This is a genomic window from Arthrobacter sp. FW306-1B-G06A (assembly GCF_058781765.1).
This window is the reverse complement of sequence record NZ_JBYSXB010000009.1, coordinates 22,856-41,489: the sequence shown is the minus strand read 5'-3', so window position 1 is coordinate 41,489 and position 18,634 is coordinate 22,856. Positions and strand designations below refer to the sequence as shown.

20 protein-coding genes and 1 riboswitch are annotated in these 18,634 nt (G+C 65.8%); of the genes, 11 read left to right on the top strand and 9 right to left on the bottom strand.

Annotated features, from left to right (window positions below):
- Positions 1 to 53 precede the first annotated feature (53 nt).
- Positions 54 to 881: an isocitrate lyase/PEP mutase family protein gene (locus tag AC3WJM_RS06695; protein WP_284988951.1), complete on the top strand. Its 828-nt coding sequence runs from the start codon at positions 54 to 56 to the stop codon at positions 879 to 881.
- 9 nt (positions 882 to 890) lie between these two features.
- Here the strand turns inward: AC3WJM_RS06695 and AC3WJM_RS06690 are convergent, their stop codons facing one another.
- From AC3WJM_RS06690 to AC3WJM_RS06680, 3 genes are all read right to left on the bottom strand, one after another.
- Entirely contained in the window at positions 891 to 1,601 is a 711-nt protein-coding gene (locus AC3WJM_RS06690; RefSeq protein ID WP_492271448.1) for a GerMN domain-containing protein, read from the bottom strand.
- 162 nt (positions 1,602 to 1,763) lie between these two features.
- Positions 1,764 to 2,162 carry a DUF1801 domain-containing protein gene (locus tag AC3WJM_RS06685; protein WP_306963626.1) on the bottom strand — a complete coding sequence of 133 codons (399 nt, stop codon included), beginning with the start codon at positions 2,160 to 2,162 and terminating at the stop codon, positions 1,764 to 1,766.
- Between the two features lie 80 nt (positions 2,163 to 2,242).
- The gene (locus AC3WJM_RS06680) at positions 2,243 to 2,806 is read right to left on the bottom strand and encodes an NAD(P)H-dependent oxidoreductase (protein WP_306963624.1); all 564 of its coding nucleotides are present in this window, start codon (positions 2,804 to 2,806) and stop codon (positions 2,243 to 2,245) included.
- A 123-nt stretch (positions 2,807 to 2,929) separates the two neighbouring features.
- Here AC3WJM_RS06680 and AC3WJM_RS06675 point away from each other — a divergent pair, with 123 nt between their 5' ends.
- The 5 genes from AC3WJM_RS06675 to AC3WJM_RS06655 all read left to right on the top strand — a co-directional run bounded on the left by AC3WJM_RS06675 (position 2,930) and on the right by AC3WJM_RS06655 (position 6,836).
- Positions 2,930 to 3,541: a TetR/AcrR family transcriptional regulator gene (locus tag AC3WJM_RS06675; protein WP_059390272.1), complete on the top strand. Its 612-nt coding sequence runs from the start codon at positions 2,930 to 2,932 to the stop codon at positions 3,539 to 3,541.
- 42 nt (positions 3,542 to 3,583) lie between these two features.
- Positions 3,584 to 4,630 (top strand): Gfo/Idh/MocA family protein, encoded by a 1,047-nt coding sequence (locus AC3WJM_RS06670; RefSeq protein ID WP_492271447.1) that lies wholly within the window; start codon positions 3,584 to 3,586, stop codon positions 4,628 to 4,630.
- Between the two features lie 136 nt (positions 4,631 to 4,766).
- Entirely contained in the window at positions 4,767 to 5,426 is a 660-nt protein-coding gene (locus AC3WJM_RS06665; protein ID WP_492271446.1) for a hypothetical protein, read from the top strand.
- Positions 5,427 to 5,559: 133 nt separating this feature from the next.
- Positions 5,560 to 6,111, top strand: a complete 552-nt coding sequence (locus tag AC3WJM_RS06660; protein ID WP_059388725.1) for an RNA polymerase sigma factor — start codon at positions 5,560 to 5,562, stop codon at positions 6,109 to 6,111.
- Positions 6,108 to 6,836 (top strand): hypothetical protein, encoded by a 729-nt coding sequence (locus AC3WJM_RS06655; RefSeq protein ID WP_492271445.1) that lies wholly within the window; start codon positions 6,108 to 6,110, stop codon positions 6,834 to 6,836. Before AC3WJM_RS06660 ends, AC3WJM_RS06655 begins: the two co-directional genes overlap by 4 nt.
- A gap of 320 nt (positions 6,837 to 7,156) precedes the next feature.
- On the opposite strand, the gene ald is transcribed toward AC3WJM_RS06655, so the two are convergent.
- The gene (ald, locus tag AC3WJM_RS06650) at positions 7,157 to 8,275 is read right to left on the bottom strand and encodes an alanine dehydrogenase (protein WP_284988959.1); all 1,119 of its coding nucleotides are present in this window, start codon (positions 8,273 to 8,275) and stop codon (positions 7,157 to 7,159) included.
- A gap of 220 nt (positions 8,276 to 8,495) precedes the next feature.
- Here ald and AC3WJM_RS06645 point away from each other — a divergent pair, with 220 nt between their 5' ends.
- Entirely contained in the window at positions 8,496 to 9,710 is a 1,215-nt protein-coding gene (locus tag AC3WJM_RS06645) for a PucR family transcriptional regulator (protein ID WP_492271444.1), read from the top strand.
- Between the two features lie 158 nt (positions 9,711 to 9,868).
- Here AC3WJM_RS06645 and AC3WJM_RS06640 read toward each other — a convergent pair whose 3' ends face one another.
- Positions 9,869 to 10,936 carry a hypothetical protein gene (locus tag AC3WJM_RS06640; protein WP_492271443.1) on the bottom strand — a complete coding sequence of 356 codons (1,068 nt, stop codon included), beginning with the start codon at positions 10,934 to 10,936 and terminating at the stop codon, positions 9,869 to 9,871.
- Positions 10,937 to 10,938: 2 nt separating this feature from the next.
- A riboswitch (cyclic di-AMP (ydaO/yuaA leader) is annotated at positions 10,939 to 11,084 on the bottom strand.
- An 84-nt stretch (positions 11,085 to 11,168) separates the two neighbouring features.
- The gene (locus AC3WJM_RS06635; protein ID WP_492271442.1) at positions 11,169 to 12,263 is read right to left on the bottom strand and encodes a flavin-containing monooxygenase; all 1,095 of its coding nucleotides are present in this window, start codon (positions 12,261 to 12,263) and stop codon (positions 11,169 to 11,171) included.
- 70 nt (positions 12,264 to 12,333) lie between these two features.
- Between AC3WJM_RS06635 and AC3WJM_RS06630 the strand changes: the two genes are divergently transcribed.
- Complete coding sequence (locus AC3WJM_RS06630) at positions 12,334 to 12,954, top strand: TetR/AcrR family transcriptional regulator (protein ID WP_492271441.1); 621 nt, start codon at positions 12,334 to 12,336, stop codon at positions 12,952 to 12,954.
- 5 nt (positions 12,955 to 12,959) lie between these two features.
- Here AC3WJM_RS06630 and AC3WJM_RS06625 read toward each other — a convergent pair whose 3' ends face one another.
- The gene (locus tag AC3WJM_RS06625) at positions 12,960 to 13,355 is read right to left on the bottom strand and encodes a helix-turn-helix domain-containing protein (RefSeq protein WP_284988963.1); all 396 of its coding nucleotides are present in this window, start codon (positions 13,353 to 13,355) and stop codon (positions 12,960 to 12,962) included.
- A 60-nt stretch (positions 13,356 to 13,415) separates the two neighbouring features.
- Between AC3WJM_RS06625 and AC3WJM_RS06620 the strand changes: the two genes are divergently transcribed.
- Both AC3WJM_RS06620 and AC3WJM_RS06615 read left to right on the top strand, forming a co-directional pair.
- Complete coding sequence (locus tag AC3WJM_RS06620; protein ID WP_492271440.1) at positions 13,416 to 14,174, top strand: TetR/AcrR family transcriptional regulator; 759 nt, start codon at positions 13,416 to 13,418, stop codon at positions 14,172 to 14,174.
- 112 nt (positions 14,175 to 14,286) lie between these two features.
- The gene (locus AC3WJM_RS06615) at positions 14,287 to 15,543 is read left to right on the top strand and encodes an acyl-CoA dehydrogenase family protein (protein ID WP_492271490.1); all 1,257 of its coding nucleotides are present in this window, start codon (positions 14,287 to 14,289) and stop codon (positions 15,541 to 15,543) included.
- Between the two features lie 210 nt (positions 15,544 to 15,753).
- On the opposite strand, the gene AC3WJM_RS06610 is transcribed toward AC3WJM_RS06615, so the two are convergent.
- Together AC3WJM_RS06610 and ptsP are read right to left on the bottom strand one after the other, a co-directional pair.
- Positions 15,754 to 16,032: an HPr family phosphocarrier protein gene (locus AC3WJM_RS06610; RefSeq protein ID WP_492271439.1), complete on the bottom strand. Its 279-nt coding sequence runs from the start codon at positions 16,030 to 16,032 to the stop codon at positions 15,754 to 15,756.
- A 41-nt stretch (positions 16,033 to 16,073) separates the two neighbouring features.
- Entirely contained in the window at positions 16,074 to 17,762 is a 1,689-nt protein-coding gene (ptsP, locus tag AC3WJM_RS06605) for a phosphoenolpyruvate--protein phosphotransferase (RefSeq protein WP_492271438.1), read from the bottom strand.
- Between the two features lie 117 nt (positions 17,763 to 17,879).
- Between ptsP and AC3WJM_RS06600 the strand changes: the two genes are divergently transcribed.
- A complete protein-coding gene (locus AC3WJM_RS06600) occupies positions 17,880 to 18,602 on the top strand; it encodes a TetR/AcrR family transcriptional regulator (protein ID WP_059388720.1) in 723 nt (240 codons plus the stop codon).
- Positions 18,603 to 18,634 lie beyond the last annotated feature (32 nt).

Sequence of the window (18,634 nt, the reverse complement as noted above, 5' to 3'; positions counted from 1 at the left end):
ATTCGCGGTGCGAAGCGCTTTACGTCCGGACAGAGGAAGGCTGGAATAGAGCAATGACGACGCACCCCGAACTCGAATCCAAGGCCCTCCGCTTCCACGAGCTCCATGCCGTGCCGCATGCGCCGTTGGTGCTGGTTAATGCGTGGGATGCCGCGTCTGCGCGGATGGTCGAGGAAGCGGGCGCGACGGCGGTGGCGACTTCCAGCTCGGCTGTCTCCTGGAGCCTGGGGTACCGGGACGGGGACCACCTTCCGCGGCACCTCGCAATGGAGGCGCTCGCCCGGATAGCGAAGGCCACCCGCTTGCCCGTGACCGCGGATATCGAGACCGGGTACGGACGCGCAGACGAAGAACTCCAGGCCACGGTTCGAGCGGTGCTGGACGCGGGCGCCGTCGGGATCAACATCGAGGACTCGGCGGACCAGCCGTTGAGCGAGATCACTGAACAGTCCAGGCGCATCGCGCTGATCAGGCAGACTGCCGAGGACGCGGGCGTCCGGCTGTTCATCAATGCGCGAACGGACACTTATTGGTCTGGAAAGTTCCCGGACACTGCATATGAGGAAACGCTGCGCCGGGCGGATGCCTATCAGCGGGCAGGGGCGGACGGAATATTCGTGCCCGGCTTGGCGGACCTCCATGTCCTGCACGAACTTTCCCGGCGGATCGGCGTACCGCTCAATGCGTTGGCCGGCTTGGGTTCGCCGTCGCCCGGAGAACTGCACGACGTCGGCGTGCGGCGGATCAGCATCGGCGGCAGTACTGCCAGGGCGGCCTACGCGAAGGTCTCCAGGCTGGCCATGGAAGTTCTTGGCGACGGGAACTGGTCGGGCCTCGCCGGAAGCCGGAGCTACGCAGATATGGATGCGCTCTTCGAGTGACTGGCCACCTCAGCGCAGACTCAGGACGTCCGCCAGGGCATTCCCGTCGATGTAGATCGCTGCCTGGGATGCTCCCGTAGCCGCCACCGCGGTTTGCGCCAGCTGAGTCTCGATCCGCGGGTTGTCGCACACGCCTCCAGGGCGAAGTGAACCGCTCAGGTTCACGACGGCGGTGGTGCCGTCGAGGTAGCCCGAAACGTAGCGCAGCGCGGAACCCGAGAGCGCGTTGTACAAACCTGCCCGGGACGCGGTGCCGTCGGGCGCCAGCAACTGCGCCATTGCCCCTGCCAAGCGGTCGCTGCCGGGAGGGGTGGTGACGTGGACGGCCACGAGGCTGTCGTCACAGCCGAACCGCACGCCGCGGCTGCCGCCGTCGCCGATTGCCACGAAATACACGAAAGTCCCAGTCGCTTCTCCGGCGGTCGGGAGGGGCGCGGGAACCGGCGCTGCTATGGGCGCCTGCGGGCTCGCAGCGGTCGGCCGCGGAGCCGCCGGCGGCGGGTTGATATACGGGGGAGGCGCCGGGAGGGGCATGGGAATCGGGCCAGCTACCGGCTCCTGCGTCACCTGGACGGAGCCCGGTGAGGCCGGTTGTGTGGAGAGTGAGCCGCCCGGATCGGTGCCGCCGGGGGAAGCGCAGCCAGCCAGGCAGGGCGCGAGGGATAGGCACAGCGCGGCGACCGCCGTCGTCGTGCATTTCACGCCGCGTCCGACCCGCATGAAAGCCCCCGCGCTTTGCCCTGATCACTCCTGGTGCCTGTAACTCAACGTTACGGCTGGCCGATCGGGTGTGGGCCGCTCCTTCCATGACGGTTCGGCCTCAGCTCAGTCACGGAATGGTAGCGGCGCGGCGACGCGCTTCCGTTCCGAAGCGAGGTCCGGCTAGTCCGTTCCCTTGATCTTCCGCCAACCGCCAGCACGGTTGTTCGCCGCGATCTGCCGCAGCATGGTGATGAGGGGCGCACGGGGAATCGGCCCGTGCTGGTGGAAGGTGATCATGCGGGCGGTCTTGTTGTCGTGACCCGATGTGATGATGTTGTCCGGGTCGGGAACAATCGCACCGTCGTAGAGGAACAGGTTGACGTGGTCCTTGGCTGCGAGCAACGCGCAAACGTTGCCCTCGAGGACGAAGTAGGGCCGGGTGCGGCGCTTGATCGTTTCGACGATTTCAGGCTCGGCTTCGTGGATGAGATCGCGTAGTTGCTCTCCGATGGCGCGCTGCCAGTCCGGGAGGGCCTCAAGGTAGGCATCGACGTCGGGATGGCGGTTGTAATCGGCCATGCCGCCATCGTATCGACAAAGAACGCCCCCGCCCACGCCTCAACGGCTGGACGGGGGCGTTCTCGCGGCGAGCGGGGGAACTAGGCTGCGACGTCTTCCTGGACGGCGGTCAACGGCTCGAAGATGCCCTTGATCTGCTCGACAACTTCGGCGTCGTCCTTCGGGTGCAGTTCAGCAAAGCGGATCATGGAGCCGGGAACGGCAAGCTTGACGTCCTCGAGGACCTTGGCGCCGGCGATGCCAGCGGCCTTGCGGGCCTCGTCCTGTGCCCAGACGCCGCCAAACTGGCCAAAGGCGGTACCGACGACGGCGGTCGGCTTGCCTGCCAGCGCGCCGGCGCCGAACGGGCGGGACAGCCAGTCGATGGCGTTCTTGAGCGACGCCGGCATGGTGCCGTTGTGCTCCGGTGTGACGAGCAGGATGGCGTCTGCTTCGGCGGCGGCAGCGCGGAGGGCTGCGGCTTCGGCCGGAACCTGGCCTTCGACGTCGATGTCTTCGTTGTAGAACGGGATGTTGCCGAGGGAGCCGTGGATCTGTACTTCGACGTTTTCCGGGGCGTTGAGCTGGATGGCTTCGGCGAGCTTGCGGTTGTGGGAATCGGCGCGGAGGCTGCCAACAAGGGCGAGAACGGTGTTCTTGGACATGGGAACTCCTTGGGTCTGGCCGCGGACGGTGCCGCAGGCGCTCGGTTTTGGAGGCTTTTGCTGCCTTCGTAGATTCTAAACGGACTGCGGTCCGCTTAATATTCCCAAGGCTAGAATGTTTCTGTGAGCCTCATCCCCATCCGGCCCGGTTCGCCTTTCGGGACGCCGCCGGAGCGCAGCGACGCCGCGCGTAACCGCGAACGGCTCCTTCAAGCTGCCAGGGATCTCGTGGCCGAACACGGAGTGGACGCCGTCACGATGGACATGCTCGCGTGCCGGGCCGACGTCGGGAAGGGAACGGTCTTCCGCCGTTTCGGCAGCAGGGCCGGACTCATGATGACCCTCCTGAGCGATGCTGAGGCGGAATTCCAGCGCGAGTTCATCTTCGGTCCGCCGCCCCTGGGCCCGGGAGCGCCCCCGCTCGAGCGCCTCATCGCCTTCGGCGAAGCGCGTATCAAATATGTCGAAGAGTACGGCGAGCTGGCCCGTGCCGCGGCGGAACATTCCCCGCAAAACCGGCACGACGCCCCGCCGGTGGTGTTGTGGCACCGGCACATCGAGATGCTGTTGCGGGAAGCGGGCCTGGACAGCGATCCTTGGCTTCTGGCTCTTTCCCTCGGCGCCACCCTGGATCCCGAGCGCATGCTCCATTCCCTCCGAGTTCACGGAGTTGCGCCGGAACGCCTGGCTGCGTCGTGGCGCGAGCTCGTCACTCGCCTACTGAAAGACTGCTGACATAACCTTCGCCGGGCCATCTTCGCCCGGTAGCGTAGCGGCATGACCCACACACCGATCCGTACCGCCGTCGTAGGCTTTGGCCTTTCCGGCAGCGTCTTTCACGCGCCGTTTATCGCAGCCAATCCCGCGTATTCCCTCGACGTCATCGCCACTTCGGACGCGGGCCGTAAGGCCAAAGCGCAGGAACGGTATCCCGGCACGAGGGTCGTGGACAGTCCGGAAGACGTCTTGGCGCTTGCCGGTGACCTCGACCTCGTGGTGCTCGGCACGCCGCCTGCGACCCATCACCCGCTCACGAAAGCCGCGCTGGTAGCCGGGCTCGACGTCGTCGTCGACAAGCCGTTCGCGGTGACCAGCGCGCAGGGGCAGGAGCTGATCGAGTTGGCCGCGAAGCTGGGCCGTGTGCTCACCGTCTACCAAAACCGCCGCTGGGACGGCGACGCCCTCACCGTGAAGAAGCTGCTCGACGCCGGGACGCTGGGCGTCGTGATGCGCTGCGAGGCGTCAATGGAACGGTGGGCGCCCGAAATCAGCAAGGCGTGGAAGGCCGGCGCCACGGCCGACGACGGCGGTGGGCTGCTCTTCGACCTGGGAACCCACCTGCTTGACCTTGCCCTCCAGATGTTCGGTCCCGCCGAAGTCATCCATGCCGAAATCCTTGCCCGAAGGCCCCGGGAGAAAGCCGACGACGACGTCTTCCTGGTCCTTCAACACGCTTCCGGAGTGCTCAGCCACGTCGCCATGAACGTCAACAGCCAGCTTCACGCACCGCGCTTCCGCATCCTGGGGAGCAAGGGTGGATTCGTGAAGTTCGGAATCGACCCCCAGGAACCGTTCATCGTGGCGGGCGGCCGGCCCACGGATGGCGCCTACGGCGTCGACGATCCGCACCACTACGGCACCCTGGAAATCGACGGCGTGCGGACCACGGTACCCACCGAGCGCGGCGCCTACCAGGAGTTCTACCGGATCCTTGCGGAGAAGATCGCCGACGGCGGTGCCGCCTCCGCTTTGCCGCTCCCCGTGGATCCGGCCGGGCCAGTCGAGGTACTCAAGCTGATTGAGCAGGCCCGGACACTCGCCTGAAAGTTTTTTTGGATCGGGCGTAACTTCGCCGGGACCGCCAGCGATGTAGGGGGAGTGTGGGCAACGTCCGCACTGATCATCCAGTAGCGACAAAGCCGCTGCCGGAGTAGTCCCAAAACGTTTGTCGGAGGGTTTCATGTCCTTGTTCACTGTCCTTGCCACTAGCAAAATCGCCGCCGGCGTCCTCGCTGCCGGAGCTGTAGCGGTTGGCGGAACCGGCGTCGCAGCCTTCAACGGAGAACTTCCCAACGATCTGCAGAAGAGCGCCCACGAGCTGCTCGGCGCCCCGGCTCCGGTAGCGTCCAAAGCAGCCGAGTCCGCGCTGTCCAAGACTGCCGACGCGTCCCAGACGGCAACGTCCAAGGCAACTGACGCCGCTGCCGATGCCAAGTCCAAGGCCACGGACGCCGTCGACGACGCAAAGTCCAAGGCCGCAGCGGCAGCCGCTTCAGCCAAAGCCACCTCGCCTGAGGCATTCGGCCTCTGCACCGCCCTCCTCAACGGCGGCCTGAAGGCTGACGCCAAGGTACCCGGTTACTCCTCACTGGTAGTCGCCGCTGGCGGCGAGGCCAACGTCAACGCACACTGCGCCACCGTCGTGAGCGAAGGCAAAGCCGCCGGCCTGAACGCTGACGGATCTGCTTCCGCCAAGGCCGACGCCGATGGAAACGCCGCAGTGCCGGCCGTACCGGCTGTTCCCGCCGTGCCGTCTGCACCGGCCGTTCCTGCTGTACCGGCCGTCCCGGCTGTGCCGACCGCACCGGTGCACGTGCCGTCCGATTCTGTCAGCCCGTAACACTGCGGCTACGCTTGAACGGCGGGGCTCCTTGGCTAAATGACAAGGAGCCCCGCGACGCAACAGACGGCGGCAGTGGTCATTTCCTAGGCCAGGGACGATGACCGTGCTGCGTGGGATGGAGGGGTCGCGGGTGCTTGACCCTTTGGCTGACGAATATTTGCAGGCGGACGAGGAAGATCCCGCCCTGCTCTTCACGGCTGCCTACAACGAATTTTCCGGACCGGTGTTTGGATACCTGCGAGCCCGCGGCGTAGACGATCCGGAAGCAGTTACCCAGGACGTGTTCCTGGCCCTCTATCCCAAACTGGATTCCCTCCGCGGAGGTCTCCAGGGAGCCAAGACCCTCCTCTTCTCCATAGCGCACGCGCGAATGGTGGATCACTACCGGAAGCGGGAACGCACCCCTGATTCCGCGCCCTATGAATCCGATCTGGATTCGCGGCGCGCGCCTTCGGCCGAGGACCAGGCATTCGGGCATGGCGCAGGCCTGGGTGTAACCGAGCTACTGGCGGACCTCAATCCCGACTACCGGGAGGTCCTGGCACTACGGGTCGTGGCGGACCTTTCGTTGGAAGAAACAGCGGACATCATGGGCAAGTCCCAAGGAGCCGTGAAGCAGTTGCAGCGCAGGGCATTGAGTGCACTGAGAGAACGTGCACTACTAAGGAATGGCACATCATGAGCGAAAAATCCGCATCCTTCGGCGAGCAAGGCGTTGACCGCCTGCTTGCTGAAGCCGGGCTCGACGAAGCGTACGAGATCCGGACCGAGCTGCTGGAACTGCGCGCCCTTGCGAGCACCCGGCCGCAGCCATCGGCGGCTGTGCAGGCTTTGATGGCACCTGCGGGCGTTGCGGCTGCTCCTGTCGCGGCCACAACCCCGCTAGCCCGCGCCGCGGCCACCCCTGTTGATGAACTGGCCGCTCGTCGCCGTCGTAAGCGCCGTGCCGGCATTGCGGCTCTTGCCGTTGCGGCTTCCCTTGCCGCCGGAGCTACCGCCGCGGCTGCGTCCGACGGCGGCATTCCGGGAACGATCGAACACTTGGGCGCCGTGGTGGGATCCGTTGTTTCGCAGCTCACCCCTGGATCGGGCGGCAACGCTCCACAACAGCACGGAACCCGCCAGGAGCCGGTCCCTATGCCCACCCGGGAAACAAACGTTCCCGGATCGCCCTCTCCGGAGTCCTCTGCGCCTGGGGCCCAAAACACCGCGCATCCTTCGCCGCACGCGACTCCCGGCACTACCGCTCCGGGGTCCGAGTCGGATCCGCGTAATGGATTGCACGACATCGCAAAGGGCCGCCCGGGGCCAATTACGATCCCGACGCCGGAGGTCCCAACGCCCACGCTGCCGTTGCCCCAACCGGTTCCGTCCGAGATTCTTCCGGGCAGCCCGGTCAAGCCGTAACTGGCGTCGTGGAGTGTCCGGCGTCGTGCTCGGACGAGCCGCTCAGGCGGCCGGGGGTACTCCATTAGACGCTCCTGCAGATCTGGCCTATTTTCACCCGACGCTCGCTCACCAATACGCCTGATACCTTCAACGCTCGCTCAGAAGATCTGAGCGAGCGTCGGGCCAAAATGCCCTAAAAGCGAGCGAGCGTCCCGCAAGAACCCCACATAAGTGAGCGAGCGTCGGTGGGGACCACGACGGCGGGGTGCCGCTTCCCGTGGAAGCCGCACCCCGCAGTCGTGATCGCTAAGCCGCCCCGGTGAGGGGCGGAGAGGAAACTATGCCGAGACCAGGTTGTGCCAGTCGGCGACGAGGGGCAGGTTGTGCGCCTCGGAAACCGAGCGGTGCGTGACCTTGCCTGCCGCGATGTTGAGTCCGGCCGCCAGTGCGGGGTCGCGGTCGAATGCGGCCCTGACGCCCAGGTTGGCCAGTGACACCGCGTAGCGCAGGGTGACGTTGGTCAGGGCGTAGGTGGAGGTGTTCGGAACGGCGCCCGGCATGTTGGCGACGCAGTAGAAGATCGTGTTGTGGACCTTGTACGTGGGTTCCTGGTGCGTGGTGGGGTGCGTGTCCTCGAAGCAGCCGCCCTGGTCCACTGCGATGTCCACCAGCACGGAGCCGGGCTTCATGCGGGAAACCAGCTCGTTGGTGACCAGCTTGGGGGCCTTGGCGCCCGGGATCAGCACGGAACCGATGACGAGGTCGGCGTCGACCACGGACTTCTCGATCTCGTATGCGTTGGAGGCGACCGTCTTCAGGCGGCCCTGGTAGAGGGCGTCCAGTTCGCGGAGGCGGTTGATGTTGATGTCCAGGATGGTGACGTCGGCGCCCAGGCCCAAGGCCATGGCGGCGGCGTTGGTACCGGCAACACCGGCGCCGAGGACAACAACCTTGGCCGGGCGGACGCCGGGTACGCCGCCCAGCAGCACACCCTTGCCACCGGCCGGAGCCATGAGGGAGGAAGCGCCGACGACGACCGACAGGCGGCCGGCAACCTCGGACATGGGTGCCAACAGAGGCAGCGCGCGGCCGTCCTGGACGGTTTCGTAGGCGATGGCCGTGACGCCGGAGTTGATGAGTTCCTGGGTCAGCTCGGCCTCGGCGGCCAAGTGCAGGTAGGTGAAGAGGATCAGGCCCTTGCGGAAGCGGTGGTACTCGGCCTTGATCGGTTCCTTGACCTTCATGACCATGTCAGCGCGTGCCCAGACGTCGTCGGCCTCCGCCACGATCTCAGCGCCGGCAACCGAGTATTCCTCGTCCGTGATACCGGAGCCCAGGCCTGCGCCCCGTTCCACCAGAACGGTGTGGCCGTGGGTGCGGAACTCGTGAACGCCCGCGGCCGTGATGGCAACGCGGAATTCGTTGTTCTTGATCTCTTTGGGGACACCGATGATCATTTTGGGCTCCATCTTCGAAAGGCTTCAACGGCCTTTTTCTCTGCGGGGGACTGTGCTTCCAGAATAAATCCGCTGTGAGCCAGCCGACAGGAAAGGCGATCGTCACGGTTGCCGACTTCCCCGGAATTCCGCGGTTTTTGCCGCCTTCGACTCGACATTTGTCGATATTGAGGGCGTCAGGTGTCGCCTGATGTTCGTGGGGCAAAGTAGTGTTTTCTCCATGCAGCAAGACGTGGAGAAAATCGTCGAGGACGTAGCACTCAAGTTGGGCCGCGGCCTCTCCTTGGAAGACCTCGACGGCGTGCTGCTCGCCTACAGCTCCAACCAGTCCCACGCCGACCGCGTGCGCGTGAATTTCCTCCTCAGCAAGCGTGTCCCGGTGGACGTCAGCGCCTGGCAGCTCTCGCACGGCATCGCAACCGCGGTGCGTCCCGTCGTCGTACCAGCCAATGAAGAACTCGGGATGGTCGGGCGGGTTTGCGTCCCGTTGCTGGTGCGCGGATTCCGTGTGGGATACCTCTGGGTCCAGCAGGACCTTGACGAGCAGACCGCGACGGCGATACTCGCCGAGCTGCCGGGGGTCCGGGACGAGTTGGACCTCCTCGCGGGGTTGCTGCTCGATTCCAACACGGCGGAATCGGAGTTCCGGCGCCGCCGTGAGCAGGAATTCCTCGCTGCATGCCAAGGCGAGTCCAACGCGGTGGCGGCCGTGGCGGGATGGAAGGAGATCCAAGGCAGGGGACCGTGGCAGCTGGTGACCGTGCTCGATGCTGCGGACAGTGGCGGCGTCTCTGATCCGATCGCGGCGACCCTGACGCACCGTTCCGTCGCACTGCAGGCCACTATCGGGGTCGATTCCGTGCTTTTCAGCGCCGGGACTGAGACGCACTCGGTCCTGTTGTTCCGCGAAACGGGCGGACGGGCAGAGCATGCCCAGGTCCTGGTCCACTATCAGCTGGAACTCGCCAAGCGTGCCGGCCGAAAAGTGGACCGCGTCATTCTTGGCATCAGCGAGCCGTTTTCGGCTATTCGCCAACTGGGCCGGGCGTACCGGCAGTCGAAGCTCGCGGCCCAGGCTGCCGCCGTCGATCCTCCGCTCGGCGAGCTCGTGGACAGCCGCTCGGCCGGGATCTACCAGTTGTTCGAACGGCTACAGGCGCCCGGGGGGTGGGACGATTCGGGTTCCGTGCAATTCCAGGAGATCGAGGACGCCGACCGCAACGGCGAGCTGCTGCCCGTGCTCGAACTCCTTTACGACAGCGACGGCTCCGTTCAGGATGTGGCCTCGAAGCTCCACCTGCACCGCAGCAGCATCTACAACCGACTGGCCAGGGTCCGCCAGCTTATCGGAGCGGATCCGCTGAATGGCGCCACCCGGCTCGAACTCCACGCAACGCTCAAGGCGCGCCGCTGGGCTGGCCGACCGCGGATTTGAAGCGCAGGTACCGGAAACCGCGCTGGCCTACTTGTTGAACTGCCTCAACTGAAGGCTGCAGCGCCAGCGGTCCGGGCGGTGCTGAATCATCTGCGTCCGGGTGTTCCGGCAGCATCGTCCGTGCCACTCGACGGCAAATGCTCGATGCCCTCCCATCCTCACTGCAGTGCCTTGGTTGCTGCGTCCAGAATCGACCCAAGATCGACGCCCGGTTGGGTAGGCGGTGGCGTCGGTGTGGGGCTGGCCGGGGTCAGCGGCTTCCAAGAACCTGTGGGTGCGGGAGTCGGAGACGCTGGATCCGTCGGATCCGGTGTCGGGGTTGGGCTAGCGGGTCCGGTCGGACCGGGGCTGGGAGCCGGCGCAGGCTGGGCCGGAACCGGGGTGGAAGGAACAGGCGCCGGGGTGAGGCTTGGGGGCAGCGCTGACGGGAGGGCCGGAACCTGAACGGAGATCGATGGTGCAGGGACGCTCGACGATTCGACAGCTGCCGGTCCTTGCGGCGAATGCTGCGCCGGGTCCCCGGCCTGGCCGGACTTGGCGCTCGGGGTAGCTGCCGAAGGTGATCCCGCAGCGCTGGGGGAGGTGCTTGGCGTCGTGGAAGGAGCGCTGGATTGCGTGGAGTCCTGGCTGTCTGCGCTGGCAGCGTCCTGGGCGCGGGATTCCTGGCCGAAGAAGGGCAACTCGAGGGCTTGTCCCAGGGAGCCGGCGGCCAACAAGATGCCTAGGGCACCTGTCACCACTGCCATTCGGTTGCTCATCGTCCGGACGGCGGCGGCCTTCTTGAGGACGGCGTGTGGTTCACGGCTGAAGGAGGAACCGGTAAGGGGCGCCGGACCGGCGCCGGCGCGGGTTGCCGCGGGAAGTGCCGTTGTGGCTGCGTTCTCGGTTTTGGCCGACTCTGCTGTCGCGCGAGCCAAGGTCGCAGCAGACACCGTCGGTATGGCCGCGGTGGCAGGTTCTGCCGCCGCAGCAGGCACTGTTTGTATGGCCGCAGTTTCGCTGGCTTCGGAGGCCCGCTTCCGTTCGGCCGCCCGGGCGGCCGCGCGCGTGGTGGGCGCCGCCGTCGTCGGTGTTGCCGTGGGGGTGGGCGCCGCCGTCGAACTCAAAGGTTCGGAAGCCGGCGCAGCGATGAACGGTTCGCTGTCTGTGGCCCGACGACGTCCGGTTGGTTTGGTGCTCTCGCCCGCCACTTGGGCACGGCGAGGCTGATCCATGGTTGGGGACATGGTGATTGCCTCTCAACGCCTTCGAGGTTAGCTGTCGGGTTCGGACGAGGCCGTCCGGCCGCGCGTGGCGGCTTCACCCCAAGGGCCTGAAGTGGGCCCGGAGACTCTGGGTCCCCCGTCTCTGCCGCGGGTCTGGCGGATTCCGGGTTGCGGCAGAGCTCGGCGTCAACCCGGAAGCGGCCCGGCTGGGGACTGGGTCGCCCCTCGACGTTACAACAGCCGGCATGCAAAGTCACATTTGAATAACGGGCGCGGTGACCCGTTTTTGCCCGGCCTGGCCGGCGATGAGTCCCGCGACGTGTTCGGCGTCGCGGCCGACCCCACCCACGAGGCCGGAGGTCAACCCGTATTGGAAGGGCATGCCCACAAAGAACAGTCCTGGGAGTTGTTCCACGGCGCCCCGGAGGGTGAGCGGCCAGCCGTCCCCATCCGTGGGAAGTCCTTGGATCCAGCCAAAGTCCGGTTGGTAACCAGTAGCCCAGATGACCGTGGACACCGGTATCGCGTGACCTTCATCGGTCAGGGGTTGGCCATCGCGCGTGCCCTTCAGGCGTGGTAGGCGGGTGACTCCCGCGGCGTCGAGCTCCCGCGTTGAGGTCCGGATCAGTGGCGCGCCGTGCTGGGTGAACCCGAGCGCGACCTTGCGGCCGATAGGGGTGGATCTGTTCAGCACCTTGTGGATGAAGAGCCACCAAAGCCCGCCGGCGTATCGCGTCACGGGGCCTGGAATGTGGAACGGAGGGTTTCCTGCGATGTAGGTGCGGTGCGTGAGTGCGAGCTCCAAGGCGATTTCGACGCCGGAGGTGCCGGAGCCGACCACCAGGACATCTCCGGGCGGAATTGAGTCCGGGTTGGAGTATTCCGCTCCGTGCAGTTGGTGGATGCCGGGATCGAGATCCCTGGCGAACGCCGGGACCCGTGGCTGTGTATTCGGGCCCGTGGCAACAACAACGTTTCTCGCCAGGATCGACCCGGTGCTCGACTGCACCCGGAACCGGCCGTCCTCCCGCTCGATGCCGACGACGCGGGCGCCATGGCGTACCGGGAGTTCCCAGTTCGTGGCGTAATTCTCGAGGTATTCGGCCATGGCGTCTTTGCCGGGAAAGGTCCCCCGGGCGGCTGGAAACGGCAGGCCGGGAAGGGAATCGTGCTGCGCCGGGGTGAAGAGACGCAAGGAATCCCATCGGCTCCGCCACACGTCGCCGACGCGGGCCTGCGAGTCCAGGATGAGGAAATCTTGCCGGTGCTTCTTCAGGTGGTATCCGGTGGCGAGGCCCGCCTGCCCGGCGCCCACAATTACCGTGTTCACTGCCTCATTGCTGTCCATCGCGAAGCCTCCTGAGGTGTCCGAGGTCACTAGAATAGCATTCCACTAACTGGAATGATATTCTTTTTTCGTGGAAATCCGGCACAATGACAGGCGCTTAGCTCAAGCTGTCGCAACCAAAGCTGCCGTGGTGGAGGCCGCCCGTCAGCTGTTTCTGAGCAAAGGGTATGTGGCCACCACTATCGGGGCCGTTGCCGAGCAAGCAGGTGTGGCCGTCCAGACCATCTACAACTCCGTGGGCAACAAGGCTGCGCTGCTCTCCGCCGTGGTCGACGCGACGGCTGCGGGTCCGGATGCTCCTCGCACCGTGCCGGAGACCATGCGCGAGCGGACTGCCGCAGCCGCCGACGCCGGAGCGGTCCTGGCGCTGTTGGCCGACTGGTTTGCCGAGGTGAATCCGCGGAGCACCCAATTGTTCACCGTCATGCGGCAGGCCTCCGCCGTCGACGCCGAAGCCGCAAAAGTGGAGCGGGACCGGGCCGAAACCCGGCTACGGAACTATGCGGAAGCTGCGGCCGCGCTCAGGCGGCGCGGGGCACTGAGCTCCGGCATGAGCGACGAGCAAGCCGCTGCCGTGATCTGGTCGGTGGGTCATCCGGACACCTACCGGTCACTCGTGCTGGACTTCGCCTGGGGATTGGACCGCTACCGGGATTGGGTCCACGCTGCGCTCAAGGCCGCCCTCGCGTAGCTTTTCTACTTGTTGCTTTCCTCTTCCGCCGCGGCCGTCTTCTTCTGGGTTTCCAGCCACGCCATGATGTCCGCGAGCCTGATGCGCCGATGCGTGCCGCGGTATTCCACCGGGATTTCGCCACGGTCAGTCATGTTCCGCAGGTAGGTGTGCGAGATTCCCGCGAGTTCGGCCGCTCTCGACGTCGTGAGCATTTCCTCGACGCTGCTCACGGTCACAGCTTCACCTCGGCCCAGCCTGCCAAGGAGGTCGACGACGGCGTCCCTCGCCTCATCCGGCAGCCGGTGGACCGTGCCATCCACGAAGACGGTGATGTCGTTGCTGTCCTGGAGTGAGCGCGCCAGGTTACGGGCGTCGTCCGCGGGCAAGCCAGGCGTCACGCGGGGAGCTATCAATGCCATGGCAGAAGCCTAGCCGCGCTCAAGGCTGTGCGGTTACGCCGCCGTGTTAGATTCACGCCTATGGTCAACTACCCCGCCAATCCGGATCCCGCGCTCGCCGTGGCCGCGGCAATCGATCTACTGGTGCGGCAAGGCTATGACGCGACCTCCGTGGACGATCTTGCCGATGCCGCAGGGATCAGCCGGAGCACGCTTTTCCGCAAGTTCGGCTCCAAAGAGGACATTGTTTTCGCTGATCACGACCGTATTCTGGCGCGGGTCCAGGACCTCCTTGCGCGGACGACGGCGGATCCGTTGCGTGCCGTCGTGGATGCCGCGCTCTTGGTTTTTGGCCACCATGTGGGCAACTGGAGAACCTCCCTCGCCCGCTACGAGCTTCTGCATCAAGTGCCGGCTCTTCGTGACCGTGAACTGGTCATGACGCATCGCTATCAACGGGCTTTCCGGAATCATCTTCTTTCCGCGCTGCCCGAGGGCGAAAGCCGCGAGGTCACGGCCGTGGCCTTTGCCGCGTCGGTGGTTGCTGTGCACAACAGCGTCCTGCGCCAATGGCTGCGGGCGGTTTCTGCTGGCGAACGCGAGGCGGATGCGGAGCGCAATGTGCGGGAAGCTGAAGCCGAAGAGCTGGCCGCGCGGCTCGGGCGTGAATTGGGCGCGTTGGCGGACACTTTCGCCCATGTTTCAACCGGCGAGGCGGGTAGCGACGCAGCCGGTGCCGCGTCCGCGCCAGGCGGCCGGCCCGCCGTCGTGGTTGCTGTCCTCGATCCGGCAGCGGGTACAGAACGGATCCTTCAAGCGGTTCGGGACGCCCTGGCTTAGTTCGATCCAGCAGAATCCATGGTGGAACTGAGTTCCTTGACATGAAACTGAGTGTCAGCGCATGCTGGGAGTCGTAGATCGCAACCCCGAGCGAGGATCCCCCATGACGACGATGTCCAACAGCGCTTCCGAGGAACTGGATGCCATATTCCCGGTCGGCGCAGCTTTTCCGGCCGGCACCATGGAGCCCGAGTATGTCCTGAACGAATCCCTGGACCCGGACCCGGCGTCCGTCTTCAAGGACGTTAGCCGCGAAGACCGCGCCTACTGGGACCGCGCTCGGACCTTTGTCCAGGACGACGTGCTCCCGGTCATCGCGGGGTACTGGGAGCGCGCGGAGTATCCGCTCCATCTGGTGAAGCGCCTGGGTGAACTTGATCTGCTGCGCGACGGAATCAACGTCGACGGGTTCCCGGCCATGAGCAAAACCGCCGCCGGACTGGTCACCATGGAACTGAGCCGCGGGGACGGCTCCATCGGCACGGTGGTCGCTGTCCAGGGCGGCTTGGCTTTGCGGTCCGTGGCGGAATGCGGTTCCCCAGAGCAGCAGGACCGTTGGCTTCCCGCGCTTTCCCGGGCCGAGGAATATGGCGCTTTCGCCTTGACCGAGCCCGCGCACGGTTCCGATTCGGTGGGACTCGAGACGACTGCGACCGCCGTCGATGGCGGCTATGTGCTCAACGGTGAAAAGAAATGGATCGGCAACGGCTCAATCGGCGGGCTGACCGTCGTCTGGGCCCGTGGCGACGACGGGCAGGTTCACGGATACCTCGTCCCCCAGGATTCCCCCGGGTACTCCGCCACGACCATTGACGGCAAGCTGTCACTCAGGGCAATCTGGCAGGCACACATCCGCCTTGAGGATGTCTTCGTCCCGGCGGAAAACGCGCTCCCGGGTGCCCGGAGTTTCAAGGACACAGCCCGGGTGCTCTTGGCGACCCGGCTGGGAGTGGCCTGGTCCGCCGTCGGGCACGCCACTGCCTGTTACGAAACCGCGGTGCAGTACGCGGCCCAACGCCGGCAGTTCGGCCGCCCACTGGCCGCTTCGCAGATTGTGCAGGAGCGACTTGCCCGGATGCATTCGGAGCTCGCCACCATGCAGCTCATGGTCATGCAGATGACCAAGCTGGACGAAGAGGGCGTGCTGACTCCCGCGCAGGCGGCGCTCGCGAAGTTCACCTGCACTCGCACTGCCCGCAGCATCGCCTCGAACGCCCGCGACCTGCTCGGTGGCAACGGGATCTTGTTGGCCAACCGCGTGGCCCGGCACTTCGCCGACATAGAGGGCATCCATACCTATGAAGGCACAGAGACTGTCCAAGCGTTGATCATCGGACGCTCGATCACGGGCATCTCCGCCTTCGCCTAAAACGGTATCCCCCGCCCCCGGCGCGGCCCCCCAGACGCTCGCTCAGATATGAGCCCAAAATCCCGGACGCTCGCTCGCCAATCAACGGTGAGCGAGCGTCTGGCGGGAAGCCACCGTATGTGAGCGAGCGTCTGGCGGGAGGCCACCATATGTGAGCGAGCGTCTGGCGGGAAGCCACCATATGTGAGCGAGCGTTTGAGGGGGAGGCGCCTACTCCGCGTCGAGGTCCGTTTCCAACAGTGTCACCAGGGAATCGAGGGCAGCGTCGGCGCCGTCGCCCTCGGCCCGAAGCACGACGACGTCGCCCTTCCCCGCGCCGAGCGTCATGAGCGAAAGGATACTGGCGGCGTCGAGCGCGTCATCGGCAGGCGAACCGGCCATCGCGATGGTCACTTCAACCGGGGATTCCCCCGCGGCTTCCGCAAAAATCGCCGCCGGACGGGCGTGCAGTCCGGAGCGGCTGGCGATGGTGGCGGTGCGTTCGGGCATGGTTTCTCCTTGTGTTCAGGTAGGGGGCAGTACGGCTGGGCTCAGAGCCCGAGTTCCTCGAGGATCGGCAGTTTGGCGCGGACCCAGGCCTTCGCGTCAAGCGCATCGGGTGCGCTGAGCGCCAGTCTGGCGAGCTCCTGTGCCTGTTCCAACGTCACCGTTTTGAGCACGGTTCCGACGGCGGCCAGCGAGCGGGCGGTCATGGACAGTGTGGACACGCCCAAGCCAACGAGTACGACGGCGAGGGCCGGGTCCGCGGCAGCTTCACCGCAGACGCCAACGGGTTTGCCGTTGCCTTCTTCCGCCGAGCCCGCCACTGTCAGCTGGACGAGGCGCAGGACGGCGGGCTGCCACGGGGTGTTGAGTTCGGCGAGGGGTCCGAGTTGCCGGTCGGCGGCCATGGCGTACTGGGTGAGGTCGTTGGTGCCGAGGGACGCGAAGCCCACGTGTCGGAGGACCGACGCCGAGGTCAATGCCGCGGAGGGAACTTCCACCATCACGCCGGGCGTCTTGATTCCCGCGGCATCGCACATCGACGCGAAATGGGCGGCCTCGGCGGCGGTCGAGATCATGGGTGCCATGACCCACACCTCGGCTTCTGTTTCGTCGGCAGCGATGGCGATGGCCTCGAGCTGGCGGTCCAAAACACCGGGCGTGGTGAAGTCGGTGCGGTAGCCGCGCACACCGAGGGCAGGGTTGGGCTCGGTGGCGTCGGTGAGGAAGGGAAGGGGCTTGTCGGCGCCGGCGTCGAGGGTGCGGAGTACAACCTTTTTGCCCGGGAAAGCGTCGAACACGCCCCTGTACGCGGCGGCCTGTTCCAGCACCGTCGGTTCGGTGTCGCGTTCCAGGAAGCAGAATTCGGTGCGGAAAAGGCCCACGCCCTGCGCGCCGAGCGCGGCGGCCGCGGCAGCGTCCTTGGCGCCGCCGACGTTGGCGAGGAGGGGCACCAAGTGGCCGTCCGCCGTCGTGCCGTTTCCGTCAAAGACCGCCAGAGTGGCGGCGTTTTCGACCCATGCGAGGGCGGCCGCGCGCTGTTCTTCGCTGGGTTCGAGGGAGAGTGAGCCGGCTGCGCCGTCCACAAAGACTTCTGCGCCGTCAGGAATTTCGTCCACACCGCGGGCCGCGACGACCGCGGGCAGGCCGAGCGAGCGCGCGATGATCGCCGTATGGGACTGCGGTCCGCCGCCCGAGGTGACCAGTGCTGTCACGACGGCGGGGTCCAGCGTTGCGGTGTCGGCGGGAGCGAGGTCTTCGGCCACGAGGATGAACGGAGTGTCCGACGCCGGGATCCCTGGGGCGGGGACTCCGCGAAGTTCGGCGACGATCCGCGCGCGGACGTCCAGGACGTCGGTGGCGCGCTCGGCCATGTATCCGCCCAGGTTGTGGAGCATTTCGGACACGGAGGCGCCGGCTTCCCAGATGGCGCGTTCGGCGGAGCTGCCGTTGTTGTTGATGAGCTTGGTGGCCGATTTCAGGAGCATGGTGTCCTTGGCCATGAGCGCGGTGGCTTCCAGCACGGCCTTGCCGTCGCCGCTGGCCTTGTCCGCGCGTGCTTTGAGTTCGTCGTGGACCGACTGTGCCGCCGCTTTGAGGCCCGCGACGGCGTCTTCCGCGGTGGTGGATGCCGCTAGCTTCTCGCCCGACGGCGGTTCGCTGACTGGTTTGGGCATCTGACGGATAGTGCCAATGACGCGGCCCGGGCTAACGCCTACTCCTTGGAAATTCTGCACTGAAATCCTCTGTTCCTGCTCTCGGATCGGACCCACCGGCTGCGGCGCCTCGAGGTCCGAAAAAATCTCCTGTGACTCACTTCATATAGCGTTGCTATAGGTGCTAGGGTAGCGGCTATGAGTTTCGATGACCAGCTTCCGCCCAAAACTCGGCTGCTCCGTGCAGCTGCCGAGTTGCTGGCGAATTCGGATGGGTCGCCGGTCTCTACGCGCCAAATCACCAAACTTGCCGGCGTCACGGCGCCCACGCTTTACCACCACTTCGGCGACAAGGAGGGGCTGTTCGACGCCGTCGTTGCAGCCGGCTTCGAGGAGTACGTGGCGGGAGAGCGGGACTTCGCACCCTCCGGGGTCCCCCTGGAGGATGTCCGCCGGATGTGGGACAACCACGTCCAGTTCGGACTTACCCAACCGCACCTTTACCTGGTGATGTTCGGCAACATCCGTCCGGAAAGCAGGCCGGCCATCGTGGCTGATGCCGAGTCGCTTCTGGAGGAGATGCTGAGCAAGGCGGCCATTGCCGGGCAGATCAACGTACCCCCGCGTGAGGCGGCCAGAAGCATCCTGGCGGCCAACGTTGGCGTCACGCTCATGCTCATCGCAGAGCCTTTGGAAGACCGGAACCTCGAACTCTCCACCATGACCCGGGATTCCATGATTTTCGCCGTGTCCACGGAAACAGCCCGTGGCGCCGCAGCAGACGACTCCGGCAAGTCGTCCGTTGTTGTTGCGGCAATCGCGCTGAATGCGGCACTCCAAGCCTCGCATTCAGACCAGCTATCCAGTTCGGAACTGAAGCTGTTCCTTGAATGGCTTCACCGAATCTCCAGCAGCTCCTAGAGCTGTCCTCCTTCGATAGATATCGACTGATT